The organism is Dapis purpurea BLCC-M126, assembly GCF_050015975.1.
Classification (GTDB): domain Bacteria; phylum Cyanobacteriota; class Cyanobacteriia; order Cyanobacteriales; family Microcoleaceae; genus Trichodesmium.
In genome coordinates this window covers 1-21,850 of record NZ_JBNHER010000312.1, presented here as the reverse complement: position 1 = coordinate 21,850, position 21,850 = coordinate 1, and the positions used below count along the sequence as shown (strand labels likewise).

The 21,850-nt window shown below is 35.9% G+C and carries 18 protein-coding genes; 11 read left to right on the top strand and 7 right to left on the bottom strand.

Features of this window, described 5'->3' with window-relative positions; all coding sequences use genetic code 11:
- Nucleotides 1-117: 117 nt before the first annotated feature.
- The 5 genes from ACP6PL_RS28415 to ACP6PL_RS28395 all read right to left on the bottom strand — a co-directional run bounded on the left by ACP6PL_RS28415 (nt 118) and on the right by ACP6PL_RS28395 (nt 6,597).
- Nucleotides 118-492: a four helix bundle protein gene (locus tag ACP6PL_RS28415; protein ID WP_426548701.1), complete on the bottom strand. Its 375-nt coding sequence runs from the start codon at nt 490-492 to the stop codon at nt 118-120.
- A 41-nt stretch (nt 493-533) separates the two neighbouring features.
- Entirely contained in the window at nt 534-1,121 is a 588-nt protein-coding gene (locus ACP6PL_RS28410; RefSeq protein ID WP_426548700.1) for a hypothetical protein, read from the bottom strand.
- A 239-nt stretch (nt 1,122-1,360) separates the two neighbouring features.
- Nucleotides 1,361-2,494 (bottom strand): type II secretion system F family protein, encoded by a 1,134-nt coding sequence (locus ACP6PL_RS28405; RefSeq protein WP_426548699.1) that lies wholly within the window; start codon nt 2,492-2,494, stop codon nt 1,361-1,363.
- Between the two features lie 562 nt (nt 2,495-3,056).
- Nucleotides 3,057-4,157, bottom strand: a complete 1,101-nt coding sequence (locus tag ACP6PL_RS28400) for a type IV pilus twitching motility protein PilT (RefSeq protein WP_426548698.1) — start codon at nt 4,155-4,157, stop codon at nt 3,057-3,059.
- 271 nt (nt 4,158-4,428) lie between these two features.
- Nucleotides 4,429-6,597, bottom strand: a complete 2,169-nt coding sequence (locus tag ACP6PL_RS28395; RefSeq protein WP_426548697.1) for a GspE/PulE family protein — start codon at nt 6,595-6,597, stop codon at nt 4,429-4,431.
- An 808-nt stretch (nt 6,598-7,405) separates the two neighbouring features.
- Here ACP6PL_RS28395 and grpE point away from each other — a divergent pair.
- The 7 genes from grpE (at nt 7,406) to ACP6PL_RS28360 (ending at nt 15,561) form a co-directional block, all read left to right on the top strand.
- Nucleotides 7,406-8,134 (top strand): nucleotide exchange factor GrpE, encoded by a 729-nt coding sequence (gene grpE / locus ACP6PL_RS28390; RefSeq protein WP_426548696.1) that lies wholly within the window; start codon nt 7,406-7,408, stop codon nt 8,132-8,134.
- 482 nt (nt 8,135-8,616) lie between these two features.
- Nucleotides 8,617-10,677 (top strand): molecular chaperone DnaK, encoded by a 2,061-nt coding sequence (gene dnaK, locus ACP6PL_RS28385; protein WP_426548695.1) that lies wholly within the window; start codon nt 8,617-8,619, stop codon nt 10,675-10,677.
- A gap of 240 nt (nt 10,678-10,917) precedes the next feature.
- Complete coding sequence (dnaJ, locus tag ACP6PL_RS28380) at nt 10,918-12,045, top strand: molecular chaperone DnaJ (protein WP_426548694.1); 1,128 nt, start codon at nt 10,918-10,920, stop codon at nt 12,043-12,045.
- A gap of 215 nt (nt 12,046-12,260) precedes the next feature.
- Entirely contained in the window at nt 12,261-12,530 is a 270-nt protein-coding gene (locus ACP6PL_RS28375; protein ID WP_426548693.1) for a sulfurtransferase TusA family protein, read from the top strand.
- A complete protein-coding gene (gene rsgA / locus ACP6PL_RS28370; RefSeq protein ID WP_426548692.1) occupies nt 12,527-13,657 on the top strand; it encodes a small ribosomal subunit biogenesis GTPase RsgA in 1,131 nt (376 codons plus the stop codon). Before ACP6PL_RS28375 ends, rsgA begins: the two co-directional genes overlap by 4 nt.
- Nucleotides 13,658-14,271: 614 nt before the next feature.
- A complete protein-coding gene (locus ACP6PL_RS28365; protein WP_426548691.1) occupies nt 14,272-14,910 on the top strand; it encodes a class I SAM-dependent methyltransferase in 639 nt (212 codons plus the stop codon).
- Between the two features lie 96 nt (nt 14,911-15,006).
- Nucleotides 15,007-15,561, top strand: coding sequence for an FkbM family methyltransferase (locus ACP6PL_RS28360; RefSeq protein ID WP_426548690.1), 555 nt, complete (start codon nt 15,007-15,009; stop codon nt 15,559-15,561).
- Nucleotides 15,562-15,794: 233 nt separating this feature from the next.
- Here the strand turns inward: ACP6PL_RS28360 and csaB are convergent, their stop codons facing one another.
- A complete protein-coding gene (gene csaB / locus ACP6PL_RS28355; RefSeq protein ID WP_426548689.1) occupies nt 15,795-16,862 on the bottom strand; it encodes a polysaccharide pyruvyl transferase CsaB in 1,068 nt (355 codons plus the stop codon).
- Nucleotides 16,863-16,940: 78 nt separating this feature from the next.
- Here csaB and ACP6PL_RS28350 point away from each other — a divergent pair, with 78 nt between their 5' ends.
- From ACP6PL_RS28350 to ACP6PL_RS28335, 4 genes are all read left to right on the top strand, one after another.
- Complete coding sequence (locus tag ACP6PL_RS28350) at nt 16,941-17,258, top strand: DUF2499 domain-containing protein (protein WP_426548688.1); 318 nt, start codon at nt 16,941-16,943, stop codon at nt 17,256-17,258.
- A 303-nt stretch (nt 17,259-17,561) separates the two neighbouring features.
- Entirely contained in the window at nt 17,562-17,882 is a 321-nt protein-coding gene (locus ACP6PL_RS28345; protein WP_426548687.1) for a DUF3593 domain-containing protein, read from the top strand.
- 176 nt (nt 17,883-18,058) lie between these two features.
- Nucleotides 18,059-18,823, top strand: coding sequence for a glutathione S-transferase (locus tag ACP6PL_RS28340; protein ID WP_426548686.1), 765 nt, complete (start codon nt 18,059-18,061; stop codon nt 18,821-18,823).
- A 605-nt stretch (nt 18,824-19,428) separates the two neighbouring features.
- Nucleotides 19,429-20,265, top strand: a complete 837-nt coding sequence (locus tag ACP6PL_RS28335; protein WP_426548685.1) for an endonuclease/exonuclease/phosphatase family protein — start codon at nt 19,429-19,431, stop codon at nt 20,263-20,265.
- 112 nt (nt 20,266-20,377) lie between these two features.
- Here the strand turns inward: ACP6PL_RS28335 and ACP6PL_RS28330 are convergent, their stop codons facing one another.
- The gene (locus ACP6PL_RS28330; RefSeq protein WP_426548684.1) at nt 20,378-21,421 is read right to left on the bottom strand and encodes a hypothetical protein; all 1,044 of its coding nucleotides are present in this window, start codon (nt 21,419-21,421) and stop codon (nt 20,378-20,380) included.
- Nucleotides 21,422-21,850: the final 429 nt, after the last annotated feature.

The window sequence follows — 21,850 nt, the reverse complement described above, 5'->3', positions numbered from 1 at the left end:
TGAGTTATGAGTTAGGAGTTAGGAGTTAGGAGTTGTGAGTTAGGAGTTAGGAGTTAGGAGTTGTGAGTTAGGAGTTAGGAGTTAGGAGTTGTGAGTTATGAGTTATGAGTTAGGAGTTTAAGTGGATTGTTTTTCTTTTAATTTATTGATTGAAGCTGTTAATATTTTAATGATTCTTTCATTTTCTTCTATCATATTTTGAAATCTATATTTTGAGACTATCTCCGATTTAATCATAATTTTTATCCAGTAAAGAGTTTCATTGGCTTCTTTGAAAGCTATAGAATATTTATTGATAAAATCTTTGGTTGATTGTGCATATTTAGCTTCTGAACAGTTTGCACCAATTGAGGTTCCGCTTCTCAAAAATTGTTTAGACAAAACCTTGCCAGCATCATCAAAATCTCTTTTGTTTAGCTCAGAATACGTCTTGATAACTCTGATGGCAAAGTTTTCTGTTCTTTCTTGAATACTAATATTTACGTTACTCATAACTCATAACTCATAACTCATAACTCATAACTCATTACTCATTACTCATCCATTCCATCATCCATCTGAAATAAAATTTTCTCTATCTCAACATTCGACTCCTCAACTTCTACTTCTATCGAATCATAAGTTGGTTGAATTACAAAAGGTAAATTTGCCCCCATCAATCCTCTTTTAACTCTTTCTGGAGTTTCCGAAAATAAAATAAATAAAGGATATATTTCCTCTGCCTCTTGGGAATAAATATGTTTATAACCTTGGGGCATTACCCACTCATATTCCCGATCTAATAAAACCTGAGTTTCTCGCCAACGAGTAAGTAGATCGGAAAAATCTTCTTCAGGTCTATAAATAAAAACAAAAATTTCTACTCCAGTTTTAACCTTCCATTCGGGGTCACACATAAAAATTCCTAAATCACAGGATAAAGGAACAGTTTTTCCAGATTCATAACCCCTTTCCCGTAACCGAATAATCGGCAAAGGAATAGTAATTAAACTATCTTCTGGACGACGTAAACTTGGCACCATTTCCAAATACAATCTATATTGTTTAAGCAATGCAATTGCAGCCCTTGAGTTACTATATTCTGCTAGTAATGCTTCATAATCAGATTTTTTTACAACCATAAATAATAATTTTTATATTTTTACATATTAGAAAGTAGGGAAGAAAGAAAAATGTCATTGAAGTTATCAATTATTGGAGTTTGTGATGAGTCCCTATGATTTTTCCAAGCATAGAAACCGGATTTGTAATGGATGGCTTAACATACTGACATCTGTCTCCAACAAACCCGGTTTCTGATAAGATTTCATAGTTTGATTTACCAACACCCAATTATCGATTATCCCTCACTTCCTATTTCCTAGAGATTTTCAAACACAGCAAACATCGGCAAATACATAGACATCAAAATCGAACCAACCATACCACCAATACCTACAATCATTAGCGGTTCCAACATACTGGAGAGAGACTTCACAGCTTCTTCAACCTCAGTTTCATAGAAAGTTCCCACCTTCATCAGCATCCCATCCAATTCACCAGTTTCCTCACCAATAGCCATCATTTGAATTGCTAGAGAAGGGAAAACATTCTTTTCCTGTAAAGCTAAACTAATCATTCCCCCACTTTGAATTTCCTGCCTTGCATACTCAATAGACTGAGCGATCGCCTCATTACCTGCCACATTTCGCACAATTTCCAGAGCCTTTAACATTGGTACCCCAGAACGAGTCAAAGTACCAAAAATCATACAAAAACGAGCTACCGCCGACTTCTCAAGAATATCCCCAAAAATAGGAAGTTTCAGAAAAATTTTGTCAAAAAATAGCCTACCTGCGTCTGTTTTATAAGCCGTTGAATAAGCAATATAAATAGCAATAATTACTCCTATTGTTGTTGCCTGGGGAATAGGAGGCCAAGTCCTACAAAACTCACTTATACTTAACATAAAGACTGTAAAAGCAGGCAACTCCGTACCAATTTGCTCAAAAATACCAGCAAAAGTTGGTAACAGAAAAGTCGTCATGCCAAAAAACACTGCCAAAGCAATAAACATAACAGTTTTTGGATAAGACATAGCCGAATTAATTTCACTTATTGTCTTAGCATTTTTTTCCAACATAACTGCCAAACGTTCCAGCACTTCATCAAGTACACCACCGACCTCTCCAGCAGCGACCATACTCAGAAATAATTGATCGAAAATCGCAGGATGTTTTCTCATTGCCTCTGACAACTCTGTTCCTTCTTCAACCTCAGCACTAATCATTTTCATCGCATATTTAATCTTGGCATTAGAAGTTTGGTCTTTTAATACTTTAAGACACCTAACCATCGGCACACCAGCATTAAACATTGCAGCAAACTGACGGGCAAAAATAGATAAATCTTTTACCGTCACCGATGCTAAGGCAACATTTATTTTTTCTTCTATTATCTCTAACTGTTTTTCTAAGCTACTTTGAGGTTTTTTATTAGCTATATTACCAGCCATTTTATTCCTTCCTTGTATTATTTAATTAAGGTGTTAAGTTTGAGCTTTTGGGCATTAGGAATTAAATTTTGAACTCAAGGTTTTAAGTGGAAAAAACTGTTAATTAGGTAGACAAAATTGTTTGTCTATTTACGGATAAGCTATATTCCCTTTATCAAAATAATTGTCTCTAAAACCAGATTGTTGAAGAGAAAATGTTTTCGGAGGGTTACTCACAATTCCCCAGCAAAAAACAACTTCTGACTTCGTTAGCAGTTTCCTACCGCCACTAAAATATTAAATTAATTCTGTGGAGGTATTTATACCAATTCACTTTAAAGATGTCACAAATAGTTTCTACCTTTAAAATGTAAAGTAATTTCCTGAAATTACTCTGTCGTCAAAGTATTGATTTTATAAAATATTACTTTTGACTTTTGACTGTCTTGAGTGCGTAATTCCGAGGTCTCCTCATAATTACACACTTGATGGATGACTTGGGTGAAATGGTATTAGGTGTGAGGTTTTAAGTAGCCGAGGAAAACCTGGTTACAAAACCTAAAACCTACCACCTACAAATTTCTTAACGAGCCTTAGCCTTAGCTTTAGTTTCCTTAGGTTCTGGACCAATTAAAGCTTCCAATTCATCCGGTTTAACTGCCTTAGCCATAGCATTAGCCCAGGTAGCCTTTCCTTCCTTATATATTTTAGCCAAAGCCATTTCCATCGTTTGCATTCCCAACTTAGCTCCCATTTGAATTTGAGAATAAAGTTGAGAATTTTTCGACTCTCGAATCAAGTTAGCGATCGCCGGAGTATTAATCAAAATTTCCTGAGCAGCACAGCGACCCCCACCCACTTTCTTCACCAAGTTTTGGCTACAAATACAAACAATAGAGTTAGCCAACTGTGACCTAATCTGAGGTTGTTGTTCTGGTGGGAAAACATCCAACATCCGGTCTACTGTACCAGGAGCGCTATTAGTATGAAGTGTCCCAAATACTAAGTGACCTGTTTCTGCTGCACTAGAAGCCAAAGAAATAGTTTCTAAATCCCGCATTTCTCCAACTAGAATAATATCTGGGTCTTGACGAAGTGCCCCTTTGAGAGCATTAGAAAAACTTTTAGTATCTTCTCCTTTTTGCCGTTGGTGAAACAAACTCTTCTCATTAGGAAACACATATTCAATCGGGTCTTCCACAGTCAGAATATGTTCACAGCGGGTACGATTAATTAAATCTAGCAAAGCCGCCATCGTAGTTGTTTTTCCTGAACCAGTTTGCCCAGTCACCAGAAATAGTCCCCTAGGTCGCTCAGTCAACTCCCGTAAAATCATTGGCACCCCAAGCTTATCAGCATTAGGAATTTGGGAAGCCAGCGCCCGCATACAAGCTGCCCAACTACCCCGTTCCCGATAAACATTTAGACGGAAACGAGCCAACCCCTTGACTCCATAAGCACTATCAAGCTCCCAGTTTTGCTCCAAGTGCTTGCGTTGCATATTATTCAGCATCTGGAAAATCAGATTTTGTACTTCTAAAGGCTCTAGATTTTCTCCAAATTGAGGTTGAGCAGTCAATTGTCCGCTAATACGGAAGAAAATAGGCGCTCTGGCTTGAATATGAACATCAGATCCCCCTTGTTCGACAAGAGACTCCAAAACATCCTCAATCATAAAAGACATAAATTCAATCTCCTTTTTATCAGTTATTAGTTATCAGTTATCAGTAGACCTCTTCAGAAAAGAGGGAACAGGGAACATAAAAGAGAAAACAAGAAGAAATAATTGATGATTTCTGGATAATAATTGATTTGATTTTTTATTTTTGGAGATGTCTAGTTATTAGTTATCAGTCACGAATTTGTCTAGTCACAACCAGAAAGTAAAAAACTTATATTTATTCCCCACACTTCCCACACCTCCCACACTCCCCACACCCCTCTATTCTCTACTCCTACTCAAAGCGAGGTGTCATACAATAAGGACAATCTACCCACTCTGGTTGCAACTCAGCATTACAAGACCTACATATTAGGTTTTGTCTAGCCTGGCGTTTCATTTCCGCCTCCAAACCAGAATCAGTAAATGTTACCCGTTCCACCTCCTCAAAAGTTGTATGACCTTCTCGTACCAAGTTCAAGCTATACTGCAATAGAGGTATCATTCCATCTTCTACTGCAGCTTCCTTAATTTGTTCCGTTGGTGCCCTTTGAGTAATTAAAGTTTGTAATCGCTCCGTAATTTTCATAAACTCATAAACACCCACACGACCTTTATAACCGAGACCATTACACTTGCGACATAACTCTCCCCTTTCTGCTAAACTTTCCCGTTCCTCAACTGGTATAGTATTTGCTCTATAGTATGTAAACTCTTCTTCTTGAGCAGGAACCATACCATAACGACGAAACTCATCAGGTTCAGGCTTATATTCTATTCGACATTGATTGCAAACCCGACGCATCAAACGTTGCGCCACCACACCTAACAAAGCTGCTGAAACCATGAAAGATTCTACTCCCATTTCATCAAGACGAGCGATCGCCCCTGCCGCATCATTAGTATGTAAAGTTGTTAAAACTAAGTGTCCGGTTAACGCAGCTTCAATAGCCGTTTTTGCCGTTTCCTTATCTCGCGTTTCCCCCACCAGCAAAACATCTGGATCTTGTCGCAAAAATGCCCGCAGGATACTTGCAAAAGTCAAGTCTTTTTCTCGAATTACTTGACATTGAGTAATTCCGGGCAAAGCATATTCAATCGGGTCTTCTGCCGTACTAATATTAATTCCAGGGTCATTGCGTTCTGCCAAAATCGAATATAGAGAGGTAGACTTACCAGAACCAGTTGGCCCTGTCACTAGAATTAATCCAAATGGACGACCAGCAGTTTCCCTCACCAGTTCCAAAGTTGGTTCATGTGAAATTAACTTATCCAACCCTAGTTGGGTACTAGAGCTATCCAAAATCCGCAAAACTATTTTTTCACCATAGCGACTAGGTAAACTATTTACCCGGAAGTCGATAGTACGACCTTTAAAGACCTTACGGATACGACCATCTTGAGCTTGTCGTCTTTCAGCGATGTCTAGATTAGCGATAATTTTAAAACGGGAAGTAATAGCCGGAATTACTTTTTTCGGAAACCGAAAATATTCTTGTAAAACCCCATCTTTACGCATCCGAATTTGAATAAATTCTTCTTGGGGTTCTACATGAATATCAGATACCCCCTCACTCAGTGCTTTAACTAAAATTATGTTAACAGCTTTAATAACAGGAGCATCTTCGGCTTCAGAGAGGCTTTTTGCTATGTCCTCTACCTGAGCTTCATCTGCTGCATCCTCCAACTCAGCACTTTCAAAAAAGCCTGATTCCATCTCTAACTCTTTTTCTTCTGCCTTTTTGGCAGCAGCAGTTTCTTTCTTAGCTTGCTCCTCTAAGTAATAGTTGATTAAATGTTGATAATCTTCTTGAGTAATGATCAAGCGTTGCAAAATTAATCCACGATGCCTCAAAATATTTTTTAGCTCATCCAAAGCTTGAAGATTATCAGGATTAACCATTGCCACCATTACAAAAGGTTGCTGTTTTTCATAATCACTCACCAGATTTGATGGCAGGGGATCTCCAGCAAACTTTTCTAAGTCCTCAATTAATTTACCCTGTGAACTCCTGCTTTGAGCTAAAGCCTTCAGCATTTGCTGTTGACTCATACTCCCCGTCTGGACAGCCTGATTTGCCAGATGAGTTTCGTGACTAAATAATGGTATAATCTGATTCCGGCGACAAGTTTCAATCGGAATTATTTTGTCTACTAAATAACATACCTGTTGTGCTGGAATTTGAGTAATCTCTGGGTCAAAAGCAGCTACACCATATAGAATCATCAATTCAAATAGCTGTTGCTTCTTATAATGCCTGAGTAATTCCGGGGGTAAGGGTTGTCCTGTTAGAGCTTCTAGTAGCTCTGTCAGTGATTTACCCGTTTTACGGCTTTCAACTTGGCATTTTTGGAACTGTTCGATGTTGACATAGCCAGCTTGAACCAGTTTATTCCCAAAGGGAGAGAGATTATTGAGGGCAACGATAGCGGTGCGTGAATTCCGTGAAGAGCTTTGGGCCATGGCTGATAAAAAAATTCTCCTTAATCTAAGTATTCCCTAAGTTTTTGATAATATTTACACTTGGTTAACAAGTTGTTAACTTTCTTGACTCCTTAAATGTTTAAACTTTCCCAATCTAATTTTTTATGTACTCCAGTCTTTCACTAGCTTTGTTACCTTCAATAGGGATTCTATACGTTCTAAATCCCAATCCCCAATCAAACTTAAGGCCAGCGATTACCAGACTACTTCAACAATTTTAGCAATCATACAAACACTTTTCCTCTGTTTGAGATAGTAAGTACAATTAGCTATCACTAACAAAAATCTAGACTAGGAAAATGTTTTACTTGATAATGCCATGATTCGGTATAATGTACAATTGTAGCCTAGGCCAAAATGTTTGCTCACAACATAAGGCCATAGTCTTAGGAATAACTATTTATTATGATTTATTTTTGAGAAGCCAGAAACTAATAAACTATTAGTTAAATAAATTTTGATTGAAAAATTATAGATAGAAACAGGAAGAATTTGTTTGGGAATTTTTATCAAATCTGTGAACAGATTAAAGATATTTGGATAAACAATTAAATCCCATAATCTTGCTGAAACTACCATATTTGCTAACAATAGATTATTAGTGCCTTAATCATTAATAATCCCAACAATTTAAAAGCTATCAAAATATCAACAATTAACATAAACTAATATTAACACTGTTACAGCTTCAGTGTTTCTGTATTGCTTCTTGATTGTGATATGATAAATTAGGGTAAAAAAGCAAGACAAAAAGCAATAATAGCCTTAAGTATTAGGAGAGAATAAAATGGCAGGAGAAATCCCCTCTACAGAAACAAAAAATCAAGAAATAAATGAAAATATTCAAGATATTCAAGTTTCTGTTGAGCAAAATTCAGACTTAGATTCATCTCAAAAAGTTGAGAATAGCCAAGAAGTATCTGAAGATAATGATTCTTTAGAAACAGAAAAGCAAAAAGTTGAGCCAATATCACCAGAAACAGTCTTGTTGAAAGAGGCTTATGAATCATTACAAGCTCAGTTAGAAACTACCAAATTTCAACTAGAAGAAAAAGAGAGTCAATACAAAAGACTAGGAGCAGATTTTGACAACTTCCGTAAACGGACAGAAAAAGAAAAGGAAGACTTAAATACACAAGTAAAGTGTACCACAATCATTGAATTATTACCAGTAATTGACAACTTTGAGCGAGCACGCTCCCAAATAAAACCAGCAAATGATGGAGAAATGGCTATCCATAAAAGCTATCAGAGTGTCTATAAGCAAATGGTAGACTCTTTGAAAAAGTTAGGAGTTTCTCCTATGCGTCCAGAAGGTGAAGAGTTTGACCCTAATCTACATGAGGCAGTAATGCGAGAGGCAACCGCAGAGCATCCAGAAGGAACTGTAATAGAAGAGTTAGTCCGAGGTTATATTCTAGGCGATCGTGTACTCAGACACGCTATGGTAAAAGTAGCTACAGCACCAGAACCGACAGATGGTGAAGCAGAAAATCAAACCGATCCAGAAGGTTAATATAGCAGTCGAATCAAAGGGCGCGGACATTTATAAATGCTCAAACTCAGTCATAGAAACTTTTGAGTTTTGAGTTTTGAGTTTTGAGTTTTGACTTGCGTGTAGCGCTATACTGGTTAGTAATTTTTGATTGAATTATGCTGCTTTTAAGTTGTATTCAGACCTATCCAAAATTAGCCACAAGATAAACACAGATGCTAAAACTTCAATCCAATTGTCGGAATTTAAGTAATATTTTTTCTGAATGCAACTTAAACAAATAAAACTCAATGATTTTTGGGGAGAATTAAAATTAGTGAAAATTTGAAACACAAAGTCTATGACTAAGTTGCAAAATTAGCTGATTTTTTTACAGCTTTGAACACAAGAAATATATTAAGAAAAAAGCTAGATTTTATTTTGCTTTTAAATCCTAGCAAGAAGCTTTCAAGCTTCATTCCAATAAAAATAAAGATTTTTGACTATAAGAACGCCGAAGCACTATGGGAAAAGTCATTGGCATTGATTTAGGGACAACTAATAGTTGTGTGGCCGTCTTAGAAGGGGGTAAAGCTGTTGTAATTTCCAACTCAGAAGGTGGACGTACAACACCTAGTATTGTCGGATTTGGCAAAGGAAATGAACGTTTAATTGGCCAACTAGCAAAGCGACAATCAGTAACCAATGCAGTAAATACAGTCTATAGCATTAAAAGATTTATCGGGAGAAGATGGGACGATACTGAAGAAGAACGCTCCCAAGTTCCCTACACCAGTATCCAGGGTAAAGATAATACTGTAAATGTCCAAATTAGGGGAAAAAACTATACTCCGCAAGAAATTTCAGCTATGATTTTGCAAAAAATGAAGCAGGATGCTGAAAAATATCTAGGTGATTCTGTTACCCAAGCTGTAATTACAGTACCAGCCTATTTTACAGATGCACAGAGACAAGCAACTAAAGATGCAGGAACTATTGCTGGTTTAGAAGTGCTAAGAATTATCAATGAGCCAACTGCTGCTTCATTATCTTACGGTATAGACAAACAGGACGAAGATCGTACTATCTTAGTCTTTGACCTAGGTGGAGGGACTTTTGATGTTTCTATCTTACAGTTAGGAGATGGAATCTTTGAAGTTAAGGCTACTTCTGGTAACAATCATCTAGGAGGAGATGATTTTGATAATCGTATAGTCCGTTGGTTAGTAGAGCAGTTCAGAGATCGGGAAGGGACAGATTTAGACCCAGATAAAATGGCAATACAAAGAGTGCGAGAAGCAGCAGAAAAAGCCAAAATAGAACTATCTACTGCCCAGAGTACAAATATCAATTTACCATTTATTACGGCTAACGAAGCAGGGCCAAAACATTTGGAGACCAAGCTAACTCGCGCTCAATTTGAAAAATTGGTCCAACCTCTGGTTGCAAGTACGATTCAACCAGTGGAACAAGCTCTCAAGGATGCTGGGATGAAGCCAGAAAATATAGACAAGATTATTCTTGTGGGAGGCTCTACTAGAATACCAGCAGTTCAAGCAGCAATAGGTAATTATTTTAATAGTCAAGCTCCTGATACTTCTGTCAACCCTGATGAAGCTGTGGCCTTGGGGGCAGCTATTCAAGCTGGTATTTTAGGTGGTGAAGTTAAAGACCTTTTATTATTAGATGTGATTCCTCTATCCTTGGGATTAGAAACTTTGGGAGGAATATATACTAAGGTGATTGAGAGGAATACTACAATTCCTACCAGTCGCTCCCAAATGTATTCGACTGCTGTGGATGGACAAACTTCTGTGGAAATTCATGTCCTCCAGGGTGAGCGAGCAATGATTAAAGATAATAAAAGTCTGGGTAGATTTTTACTAAAAGGAATTCCTCCGGCTCCGAGAGGTGTACCACAAATAGAAGTTAATTTTGATATAGATGCTAATGGAATTCTGAAAGTTAAAGCTTTAGACCAAGGAACGGGTAGAGAACAAAGTATTGAAATTAGTAATACAGGTGGTCTGAGTGAAGCAGAAATTCAACGAATGCAAGAAGAAGCAGAAACTTATGCGGAACAAGATAATCAACAAAAACTATTAGCAGAATTGAGAAATCAGGCAGATACTCTGTTATATAACTATGAAGCAACTATTAAAGAACATGGTGATGTTATTGATGAGCAAGTAGCTACAGAAGTTGGCAATAGTTATGAGGAGTTAAAGCAAGTTTTAATTAATTCAGAAACTGAAATTAATTATGACCAGTTAAATCAGCAGATTGAAATATTTAGGCAACAGCTTTTTGCTTTAGGTGAAACTTTATATGAACAAGGAGGAAGTGAAAAACTGAAATTACCAGAAGAAGATAAAAGTTCTAAGATGCTTCAAGATTCAGAAATTACAGAGCCAGAAACTTCTAAAGAAGTAGAACCAGAAATTACAGAGTCAGAAACTTCTAAAGAAGTAGAAAGTGAAATATTCGTTGATATTAACTCAACTACAAATGACGTAAGTTCAACCAAGGTTCAGGAAACAACTGAAGAGCCTGAGAATGAATTTGGCAAAAATCCCTTTCTATAGTATTAGAAGTGAGGTATAATAAACTTTGACAACGCCAGAATATTAAATTGATGAGGACAAAATCTAAATATTTACTTTATTAATTATCGATAATGTAGGTTTATGATAAGTTTGTGCTAAACTGGCAAAAGGCGATAATCAATGTAGGGGTAAATATAAGACCAAACATTAAAATCGCTAAATAAAAATATAAAATTCCAAAATAGACATACTAACATTAAATTCTAGGCAAATAGCTCTATGGCCCGCGATTATTACGAAATTCTAGGTGTTTCTCGTAGTGCAGATAAGGAGGAACTAAAGCGTGCCTACCGCCGCTTGGCTCGTAAGTACCACCCAGATGTGAATAAAGAGCCAGGAGCAGAAGAGCACTTTAAAGAAATAAATCGTGCCTACGAAGTTCTCTCTGAACCTGAAATGAAAGCTCGTTATGATCGCTTTGGAGAAGCAGGAGTATCAGGAGCAGGAGGATCAGGTTTCTCAACCGACTTTTCAGACAGTTTCGCTGATATATTTGAAAGCTTTTTTAGTGGGTTCTCTGGAGGAGTCGGAACTCAAGGACGTAGACGTACAGGTCCAGTTAGAGGAGATGACCTGCGTTTAGACCTGAATCTGGACTTCCACGAAGCTATATTTGGTGGAGATAAAGAACTGACAATTAAGCATCTGGAAACTTGCGAAACCTGCAACGGTTCAGGAGCAAAATCAGGCACAAGACCTCAAACTTGTTCTACTTGTGGAGGCACTGGTCAAGTTCGCCGGGCAACAAGAACTCCTTTTGGTAGTTTCACTCAAGTTTCAGTTTGTCCTTCATGTAATGGTACTGGACAAATAATAGAGGAAAAATGCCCAACTTGTGGAGGTCGTGGCCAGAACGAGGTAACGAAAAAGATAAAAATTACTATCCCAGGAGGGGTAGACAATGGTACTCGGTTACGAGTTTCTAATGAAGGAGATGCAGGTAAAATGGGCGGGCCTCCGGGAGACTTGTATGTTTTCCTGGCTGTCAAACATAACCCAGAGTTTCAAAGAGATGGGATTAATATTCTATCCCAAATAAAAATTAGCTATTTACAAGCAATTCTAGGTTGTTCCCTGGAAATCAATACAGTTGATGGTAAGTCGGAATTAACAATCCCAGCAGGTACTCAGCCAAATACTGTTTTAACTTTAGAAGATAAAGGAGTACCGAGATTAGGTAATCCGGTAAGTCGTGGGGATCATCTTATTACAATCGAAATTGATATTCCGGCAAAAATCACTCCAGAAGAAAGAGAGTTATTAGAAAAATTGGCTAGTATTAAAGGTGAGCGGACTGGAAAAGGAGGTTTAGAAGGATTTCTGGGAAATTTATTTCACCAAAAGTGATTAAGATTGGAGATTTTCCTAATTCTTAAAAACTTGTTCTTAGCAAGGGGTTCAATAATTAATTATTACCTCATTATTAAAAGTAAAGAGAATTACTTAAAAGGAAATTTTTTTCTTTTTATCTATAAAATCCTATTAAAGGTAAATTATTACACTGCAAGGGTTTCAGGATATCCGTGCAACAAAGCCAAAAATTGGAGAGAAAATATTTAACTATGGATTCTCAACCTCAAATCCAGGAGGGAAAAAAGTCAGATGCTCAAATAGATCTCCGAGGTACTCCCTGCCCAATTAACTTTGTTAAAACAAAACTATATCTGGAAAAGATGATGCCTGGAGAAATTTTAGAAGTATGGCTAGATCGAGGGGAACCAATAGAGCAAGTACCTGATAGTTTGATTGTCGAAGGTTATCAAATAGAAGAAATAAAAGAACAGTCTGAATATTTTGTCCTTAAGGTGCGTTGCCCAGAAATGGTTGCATGAATTGGACTTCAGAAATAGGTGACATATTAGAGATTGATAACAAATGGGTAGGGACAGTTGTAGCCGTTCAGGCAAATTTTTACCAAGTTAAGATTGAGAAAAATCATAACTCAATAAAAAATGCAAGAGAAAATTTACCTGAGTTTCTCCTCTGTACCCGTAGATCGCGATTGAAGAAAATTGGCCAAAAAGTAATGGTGGGCGATCGCGTAATTATAGAAGACCCAGACTGGACAGGTGGACGAGGTGCTGTCGCTGAAGTTTTACCAAGAGAAACAGAACTTGATCGCCCTCCTATAGCTAATGCAAATCAGGTAATGTTGATATTTGCTTTAGCAGAACCAGATTTAGATCCTGTTGCTTTAACGAGATTTTTACTTAAAGCCGAGTCAACAGGTTTAGAGATATGTTTGTGCTTGAGTAAATGCGATCTTGTATCTGCGACAAAAATGGAAAAATGGCGCAGTCAAATTTCTCAGTGGGGTTATGAACCATTTTTTATTAGTGTGCAAACGGAAGCAGGTTTAGGAGCAGCAAAGAATACCTCTAATTCTCTGTGGGAAAAACTCAGGAATAAAATTACTGTAATTTCTGGTCCGTCTGGTGTGGGGAAGTCGAGTTTAATTAATTATTTGATTCCTAATGTAAATCTACGGGTGAGTGCTGTGTCTGGAAAATTGTCGCGGGGGCGACACACTACTCGTCATGTTGAGTTATTTGAGTTACCTAATGGGGGTTTGTTGGCAGATACTCCAGGTTTTAATCAACCACAGTTAGACTGCGAACCTATAGAGCTGGCGTATTTGTTTCCAGAAGCTAGAAATTATTTGGCAGAGGGGAGTTGTCAGTTTAGTGATTGTTTGCATCGCGATGAACCTAACTGTGTAGTAAGGGGTAACTGGGATAGGTATGAATATTATTTGATGTTTTTAGAGGAGGCGATCGCACGGCAGGAAGCATTACAACAAAAACCTGATGCTGAGTCAAATTTAAAGGCTAAAACAAGTTCGGGTGGTAAACAAAAGTTTGAACCTAAGTTGGCTAGTAAAAAATATCGGCGTTCTTCTAGGAAAGTAGAGCATCAGCAGTTGCAAGATTTGTGTGAAGAATTTGATGAGTTTTCATAATTGGGAAATCAAAAATTCAGCGCACACTCAAAGTCGGAGGTGCTTAAGAAAATAAATTTACTATTTCTCTATAGAACCCCTAAGCGTATCTTTGTACGCTGTATTTGCTTTTGATGGCAGTCCTCAGTCTGAGTGAGCCAGTGGAAATTCAGGAACGAGAGGGGAAAAAGCGGATGCTACCCCCCATCGCTCGATAGTGCACCAAGCAAGTAGAAAAATACTCTCATCTCCCCATCCCCCCATCCCCCCATCTCCTCCTCTGTTTTTAAATAGATACCAAATGGGTTCTATAATAGTCAGAAATTCAGCACACACTTCAAAATGATCGCTCTGTAGAGAGGTTGCATACAATATCCCTACTTTGCGGTGTACTCTAAACCATATATTATTAGTTTTTCCTGATGACTATTGTCGTGTCAAGCTTGAAAATGTGGATTAAAAAACCTAACCCCCCAACCCCCTTCCCTACAAGGGAAGGGGGGGAATTTCTCCCCTCTCAAAAGCAGGAGAGGGGCTGGGGGAGAGGTCTTCAAGGTTACTCGCTCCTAAGCCACCATTTTAGTCTTGACACGCCACTATGTTATCGTAAATAAATAAATTTATCTTCATATTTAATGAAACTAGAACCGTCACAAATTCAAAAATTAGAACAGTTTCTCGAAAGAATTAAAAATGATACCTATCCCGAACCCCCAACTCTACTTCATAGTCAAATAACTCAACAAATGTTTGATGTATGTTTGAAACAAATCTCTTTACCTCCCGCAGCAAAAATATTAGATATTGGTTGCGGCCAAGGTGTAGCTTTGGAAATATTTAAAAAACATGGTTTTGCGCCAATTGGAATTACTTTAAATAGAGAAGATGTAGCTATTTGCCAACAAAAAGGTTATCAAGTTTATCAAATGGATCAATCATTTCTAGAATTTCCAGATAACCATTTTGATTTTGTTTGGTGCAGACATTGTTTAGAACATAGTATTTTCCCATATTTTACTTTGCAGGAAATTTCTAGAGTTATTAAACCTGAAGGTTATTTATATATAGAAGTACCTGCTCCCGATACTAGCTGCCAACATCAAACTAATAAAAATCACTATAGTGTATTGGGTAAAAGTATGTGGCTAGATTTAATTAAAAGAAGTGGATTTGATATTTTACAAGTATTAGATATTAAGTTTAATGTACCTGCTGGTCCCGATATTTATTGGGCAATGATTCAGAAGAAAAGTAGTTCTACTATAATTTCATAAAATTCTGTCAAAACTATCAATATTAACTGGCAATTTAATTCTGATAATCAAGAAATTAAGCTTTCTCTAGACTCTAATAAATTTACCCAAAAACTGATGCTTGACTGTTTTAAAAAAGGGCAAACTTATGGGCCGGAAATTTTTGAATTAATTTGTCAGTTTCTAGGAAAAAATGATTCTTTTATTGATATTGGCGCTCATATTGGATATTATTCAGTTTTGGCTGCGAAAATAGTGGGAAGTCAAGGGAAAGTATTTGCTTTTGAGCCAGAATTATCAAATTATCAAAAAATCTTAGAAAATATCAATCTTAATCATCTAAATAATATCAAACTATTTAATCTAGTTGTGGATTCAGAAACTAAGGAAACACAAATATTTATGAATCAAGATAATGATGGTGGTCATGCTCTGTGGGATGTAGGTAAACATCCATTTAATCAGAAAAGTTTAAATAATCAAACAATGCAAAATACTCAACTATATACACTAGATAATATTATTAGCCAAGCTGGAAATATTACTAATTTAAAAATGATAAAAATTGATACTGAAGGAGCAGAACTTGATGTGATTAAAGGAGCTGTAAATACAATTGGTAAATATGATGTTCCATACATTATTTGTGAGATTAATAGATTTGGTTTATAACAAATGAGAACTAATGAAACGGAACTCCGAGAATTTATGAATTCTTTGGAGTATGAAACTTATTCGGTCACTTCAAATAGCAGTAACCAGTTAGTTAAGTTACCTATCGGGAAGTATTATCCAACATCCCATATTTTTAATGTTCTATTTAGCAGACAAAATTTTATATCTCCTGTGTAGGGAGTAGGGAATAGGGGGAAATAACTGATGATTTATCACAGATTTGATATTACCTACATAATACCTTTTTTCTGACTCCTAACTCCTCCCAAAAAAGAATTTAATACCTCTTGATGAATCAGCGATCGCTCCCGAAAAAATGCTATTCTATCTAGCGACAAAGCTTCCCCATTTGCATAATTATCAATCCAAATTTTACTAATTAAATTTGCATCTTCTGGCAATTCTGATAATTGCCATCCAGGCATTTCTAAATCATTCATTAATTGACTAACTTTCGGATCGTAACTAATAGCAAAACAACGGCATTCCTCAGCCGATCCCATAATTAAACTATGGAAACGCATACCTATTACCATTTCCACTCCTCGAAAAATTCCCTTCAAAACTCTAGGGTCTTCTATAGTTAAAATCTTACTATCATCAGGCAATTTTTGATGAATAAATTCGGCAATTTTTAAATCTTTCATCGGTTGAAAAGGCAATAACAAAATAAATGCTTGAGTCGCCTTTTGAAAAGAAATCAAAGCTTGAGTTAAAGTTGCTAAACGTGAATGAGTAAGTTCAGGGTGGGGTCTCAAACTCACCGCCACTCTCGGTGCAGGTAAATCCCAAAGACCAGGGACAGGAGAAGTTTCTAAGGCCCAAACAGGGTCAGGAGCTAAAGTAAAAGAAATGTTCCACTTAGTAACTATTTCTGCCGAACGCGCATCTCTGACACTAACAACATTGCAACCTTTAAAACACTGCCTTGCCAAAAATTGGGTAGTTTTATGATTTAAAGGCCCAATTCCTTGTGCCCAGGCAATAGTTTTTAAGCCCATTTTTTGAGCAATTCCCATTAATCCAGCATAATAAAAAGGACTAGCAATACTGGTAGCATCTTGAATTAAACTTCCACCACCCCAGATAAATATATCTGAACGTCTCATTACTTGGAGAATGGTAAAAGTATTCAGGCGATCGCCCGCTTCAACTCGGTAGCGTTTTTTCGTTTCCCTAGGGTTGCCAGACAAAACATAAGGTTGAATATTATCGGGCAACATTTGTAACAAAGATGCTAATAATGCCTCATCCCCACCATTTCCTTTTCCGTAGTAACCACATAAAATTGCCCGCATTTGTTTGAGTTATTTCCTATTTTAATTTAACCTTATAGAATACCGAAGTTAAGACCTAAAAATTCAGATTTTTTAAATATGCACGCTTTATCAATTCCTACTTGGATTATTCATGTTTCTAGCGTTATCGAATGGGTAGCTGCCATCTGGTTTATTTCGATTTATGGTAATATTACCCAAAACCGTGTTTGGTATAGTCTATCTTTTGCTATGTTACCTGCATTGGTTAGTGCTATGTGTGCTTGTACTTGGCATTATTTTGATAATGACCCTAATTTAGAATGGTTGGTTACTCTCCAAGCATCGATGACTTTATTAGGAAATTTTACTTTATTAGCTGCTGCTTGGTGGATATTTTCTGAGAGTAAAAAGCAAGAAATAGATAGTGGAAATTAAGTTTTATCCTATATTTTCTTGTTATACTTCAGCCCTAAAGTTAAAGATGAATTCTACTAAAGCTATCAGTAATATTTTATACTTTAGTAAAAATTTATCCATTAGCAACAGGTATTAACTTGATAAATAACCTACTCAATTTGTCTATATCAAGTATTTAATATTAAGTATTTTATGCAAGATAAAGGGAATAGGAATATGACAGGGTTATTTGATAAAATATTTACCACTAAGTAACGCTCTACAAAGATTTAATTGTTTATAGATATTCTCTACACTGAAATTTTTAATTCTCCTAAAAATATGATTTCTAAAGATACTTTATTTGCTCTTTCTTTATTTCCCTATTTAGGTTTTCTTTGGTTTCTAACTCGTTCGGGTCAAGCACCTCGTTTAGCTTTAGTTGGATTTTATGGAACTTTAGTATTCGTGGGTGTAACTATTCCTGCTGGAATTTATGCTAAACAAGTTTATGGTGAAGCTTTAGCAAATATTGATTGGTTACATGGCAGTGCGGAAGTATTTTTGACTCTATCTAATATTTTAGTAGTGTTAGGTTTTAGGGAAGCTGTATTAAAGAAGCAAGAAGAAAGAAGGAAGAAGGAAGAAGGAAAAACTCATTAGTAAATTTCATTATCAGGCAAAATTCAGGTAAGTATCTAAGTAATTTCCTGAAATTACTGTAGCTTCAAAATTTTAAGCATACAAAATATTACTTTTGACTTTTGTTCCCATATATCTTCTTGCTTTCAACTATTTTTTGTTAGTAATTCTGGAAATAATCAACAAGGAAAAACTTTATGAATTTCCAAAATTATCGTCTAATTACTATTCCTATCAGCCATTTCTCTGAAAAAGCTCGTTGGGCATTAGACAGACTAAATATTCCTTATACAGAAGAACCCCATGTTCCTGTCTTTCATCGATTTGCTACTCTAAAATATGATGGTAGTAGTGTTCCAGTTTTAGCTACAGAAAATCATGGTAATCTTGTTGATTCAACCGATATTTTACATTATCTAAATGCCATAGCACCAGTAGATAAAAAATTATATCCAGAGATTCCAGAATTAAGGAAAGAAGTTGAAGAATTAGAAGATTTATTTGATGAAAAATTAGCTGTTGCTGTGAGAAATTGGGGATATTTTTATAAGGTAAAAGATCGCCAAGCTATGCGTAGAGGTTGGTGTACAAATACACCTTGGTTTGAACAGATGGGATTTACAATTCTTTTTCCTTTACTATCCAATTTATTACAGAAAAAATTTCAGCTAACAGCCGAAAATGCGGCAAAATCTCTAGCAGAAATTCAGGAAGTTTTTGAGTTAGTTAGTCAGAAATTATCTGACGGTCGTTCCTATTTAGTAGGAGATAATTTTTCCGCAGCAGATTTAACTTTTGCAGCACTATCTGCTCCTATTTTAATGCCACCAGAACATTTTCTTAAACCTCAACCACTCTCACAACTTCCCCCAGAAATGGCAATAGTAATTCAAGAGTTACAAACAACTCACGCCGGAAATTATGGTCTGCGTTTATATAGAGAAGAACGTCATTTCAGTTAACAGTACATTTTATGTAGAAAAATAAAATCCTAAGTTTATAAACAAAATTAATTGCATATCCTGTTGACTCCCTGTTTTCTATTCCCTATCTCAAGTAGGAAATTAATTTGGCAAAACTACTTACAGCAGTTTTGGAGTTAGTGAGGTACAAATTTTTAGGACTTTAGGCAACAGGTAACAGGCAACAGAGAATGAGTCAAGTGTACCTCATCATCCTAAAAAGTGCTGTAACTTTCTACTTCTTTAAGATGTTAATTTTTTCTCTCATTAAATTATTCCATAAGGATTATAATAATCCAAACATAGATTGTAACATTTTATCGTAGGGCTGTGGTTGCTAAACCCCAACAAAAATGGGATTTGGAAAGCAAACTCCTAAAGTTTTTTTGACAAATCATTTCATAATGAATCTCTTCTTACTTTTGCAAATAATTACCAAATTATTTGTCTATAGTTATTCAGGATTAATTTTAATTTACTTGATACTCCGACTAATATTCTGGGATAAATTCTGGCTAATAGCTTTAATTGGAAATTTTATCCCCTTAATTCTTTTACCAATATTAATTCTGCCATTCCCCGCATTTTTCATTATCAAAAAACGGTTGTTTTTTATAATTTCATCTATTGCTTGTCTGCTGCTTATTGGTTGGCTACATACACAATATTTTTCTCCTCAAACTATTTCAGCAGCAAATACCCAACCCCTAAAAATTTTCTCCTTAAATAATAGTTGGCATAAGACTGAACCAAAAACCCTAGTAGAAAGAATAAAACGAGAAAAACCAGACATAGTATTTTTACAAGAAATTACCAGAAACCACATTAGAAAATCCTTTCCTAAATTAAAAGCTGACTATCCTTACCAAACTTCAGAAGATATTAAAGGTTATAGAGCAGCAATTCTCAGCAGATATCCTATAGAATTTCAAGAAAATCTACACTTAGCAGGTCATTCAGAAGTTCAACAACGCGCTCTTATTAAGATTAAGCAACAGCCAATAGTTGTCTACAATATTCAAACAATTTCACCTTGGATTCGACTTCGGAAAATTTTTCCCTTTTTAACAATACCAGTTTATGAATTTTCTCAGCGATCGGCAGAAATTCAAGACTTAATAGAGCGACTAAAAAAAGAAACTTTGCCTCTTGTTGTGGCGGGTGATTTTAATATGAGCGAACAATCTCAAGATTACTATTATTTAAGACAAGTATTAACAGATTCTTGGAGAGTATCAGGAATGGGTTTTGGTTTAACTTGGCCGGCGGGTTGGAATCTTGATTTTTTAATTCCAAATTCTACCTGGAAATTGGATTATCCTATGTTTAGAATTGACTATATTTGGTATTCAAATCATTGGGTTTCTAAATCTGTTGAAGTTTTGCCATCTACAGGTTCAGATCATTTGCCCTTAGTGGCGGAATTGGTCTTAAGTAAATAGTGAAATTATTATGGTTTGTAGTTGGTTATTTGTAGAAGATTTCACTATTCTAACAACTAATATTTTATTAGCGGGATTAGCTGAAAATATTACCCAACCATTCTAAAAAATATTACCCAACATTACCCAACCATTCTAAAAGGTAGTTCCCTAGAAGACGGTTCAAAAATGCAAGAATTGAACCTACACCCACGGTTATTAACCAAAAATTTTTCCACCAACTAATTCTAGTAAAATATTTTTCTCTTTCCTTCTTTGATTCTTCAGTAAAAAGAAGAAAACGATAAGTAGGTAATTTAATTAACTTAATAATCAATTGAGTCGAGAAAATAGACGGAACAAAAGAAAATAAAGCAACAAGAAAAAATATAAGCTCCTTTTTGGAATCTATTGCTTGGCAAGTATTAAAAAATTTAATAAGAAAGTCTACTTTTTCACCAAGTAGTATATTTTCTCCTATAAACTGACCTATTTGATCTGAAAAGCTCAAACAATTTGCTAAACCTTCTTCTGAATATATGAACGGGAATACAAAAATAAAGCACAATAAATAGCTAAGAATGAAAAAAGGAATTCCAATAACTAAAGGATTTTCCATAGCTTTTCGCCTAAAGTTAGCTAAAGGAAAATTTACGTTGACAAAACCTTTAATGCAATTACGGATAAGCTCGGCAATCTCAATTCCCCAGCCTTGATTAGTACATCTGATAGAATAACTGATTCGAGGTATTTGCTCTACTGATAATATTGATATTTCCTGCTTTTCAGGAACTTTTTTATCATGGAACTCAACAAGATAAATCCAAGTAAATGTAAAGCCTGTACAAATCACATTTCTTCGTTCTTTATATTCCTGAAAATTCCTAATACCACTAAATGAAAGTAAAGAATTATCATTGAAAAATAACTTAGCTCTAAATTCTATCAACACAGACTGGTTCTGCTTTGTTATTCTGTCATCAATTATGTAATTAAGCTGTTCAAATCCTGCAAAATCTATCTCAAATGCACTTTCTATATATCCCTCAACTGACTCTGCTTTGCCTAGAAGAGAAGCTACGAACTCTTTAAGAGCCTCCATGTTTATAGGCAGATTGATCGAAGGGTTCTTTCTATTAATAGAAAAAGGTGGAACTTCTAAATTATCATCATCCATTTGAATCAACTCCTATAGGTTAACTAAACCTATTATAGAAATGATTTAATATTGCTCTATACGCAATAAAAGGAAAAATTTCACCATCCACCTCCGGGAGCTTGAACAAATGAAACTACTATTGCTCTATACGCAATAGAAGGAAAAAATTTTCATCCTCCACCTCCGGAAGCTTCAGCAAATGAAACTACTATTGCTCTATACGCAATAAAAGGAAAAATTTCACCATCCACCTCCGAGAGCTTCAGCAAATGAAACTACTATTGCTCTATCCGCAATAGAAGGAAAAAAAATCTACCATTCACCTCCGGGAGCTTGAACAAATGAAACTACTATTGCTCTATACGCAATAGAAGGAAAAAATTTTCATCCTCCACCTCCGGAAGCTTCAGCAAATGAAACTACTATTGCTCTATACGCAATCAAAGC

Excerpts from the sequence above, each read along its gene's own strand:
- ACP6PL_RS28415 (WP_426548701.1), bottom strand. The coding sequence starts at position 492 with ATGAGTAACGTAAATATTAGTATTCAAGAAAGAACAGAAAACTTTGCC.
- ACP6PL_RS28410 (WP_426548700.1), bottom strand. The coding sequence starts at position 1,121 with ATGGTTGTAAAAAAATCTGATTATGAAGCATTACTAGCAGAATATAGT.
- ACP6PL_RS28405 (WP_426548699.1), bottom strand. The coding sequence starts at position 2,494 with ATGGCTGGTAATATAGCTAATAAAAAACCTCAAAGTAGCTTAGAAAAA.
- ACP6PL_RS28400 (WP_426548698.1), bottom strand. The coding sequence starts at position 4,157 with ATGTCTTTTATGATTGAGGATGTTTTGGAGTCTCTTGTCGAACAAGGG.
- ACP6PL_RS28395 (WP_426548697.1), bottom strand. The coding sequence starts at position 6,597 with ATGGCCCAAAGCTCTTCACGGAATTCACGCACCGCTATCGTTGCCCTC.
- grpE (WP_426548696.1), top strand. The coding sequence starts at position 7,406 with ATGGCAGGAGAAATCCCCTCTACAGAAACAAAAAATCAAGAAATAAAT.
- dnaK (WP_426548695.1), top strand. The coding sequence starts at position 8,617 with ATGGGAAAAGTCATTGGCATTGATTTAGGGACAACTAATAGTTGTGTG.
- dnaJ (WP_426548694.1), top strand. The coding sequence starts at position 10,918 with ATGGCCCGCGATTATTACGAAATTCTAGGTGTTTCTCGTAGTGCAGAT.
- ACP6PL_RS28375 (WP_426548693.1), top strand. The coding sequence starts at position 12,261 with ATGGATTCTCAACCTCAAATCCAGGAGGGAAAAAAGTCAGATGCTCAA.
- rsgA (WP_426548692.1), top strand. The coding sequence starts at position 12,527 with ATGAATTGGACTTCAGAAATAGGTGACATATTAGAGATTGATAACAAA.
- ACP6PL_RS28365 (WP_426548691.1), top strand. The coding sequence starts at position 14,272 with ATGAAACTAGAACCGTCACAAATTCAAAAATTAGAACAGTTTCTCGAA.
- ACP6PL_RS28360 (WP_426548690.1), top strand. The coding sequence starts at position 15,007 with ATGCTTGACTGTTTTAAAAAAGGGCAAACTTATGGGCCGGAAATTTTT.
- csaB (WP_426548689.1), bottom strand. The coding sequence starts at position 16,862 with ATGCGGGCAATTTTATGTGGTTACTACGGAAAAGGAAATGGTGGGGAT.
- ACP6PL_RS28350 (WP_426548688.1), top strand. The coding sequence starts at position 16,941 with ATGCACGCTTTATCAATTCCTACTTGGATTATTCATGTTTCTAGCGTT.
- ACP6PL_RS28345 (WP_426548687.1), top strand. The coding sequence starts at position 17,562 with ATGATTTCTAAAGATACTTTATTTGCTCTTTCTTTATTTCCCTATTTA.
- ACP6PL_RS28340 (WP_426548686.1), top strand. The coding sequence starts at position 18,059 with ATGAATTTCCAAAATTATCGTCTAATTACTATTCCTATCAGCCATTTC.
- ACP6PL_RS28330 (WP_426548684.1), bottom strand. The coding sequence starts at position 21,421 with ATGGATGATGATAATTTAGAAGTTCCACCTTTTTCTATTAATAGAAAG.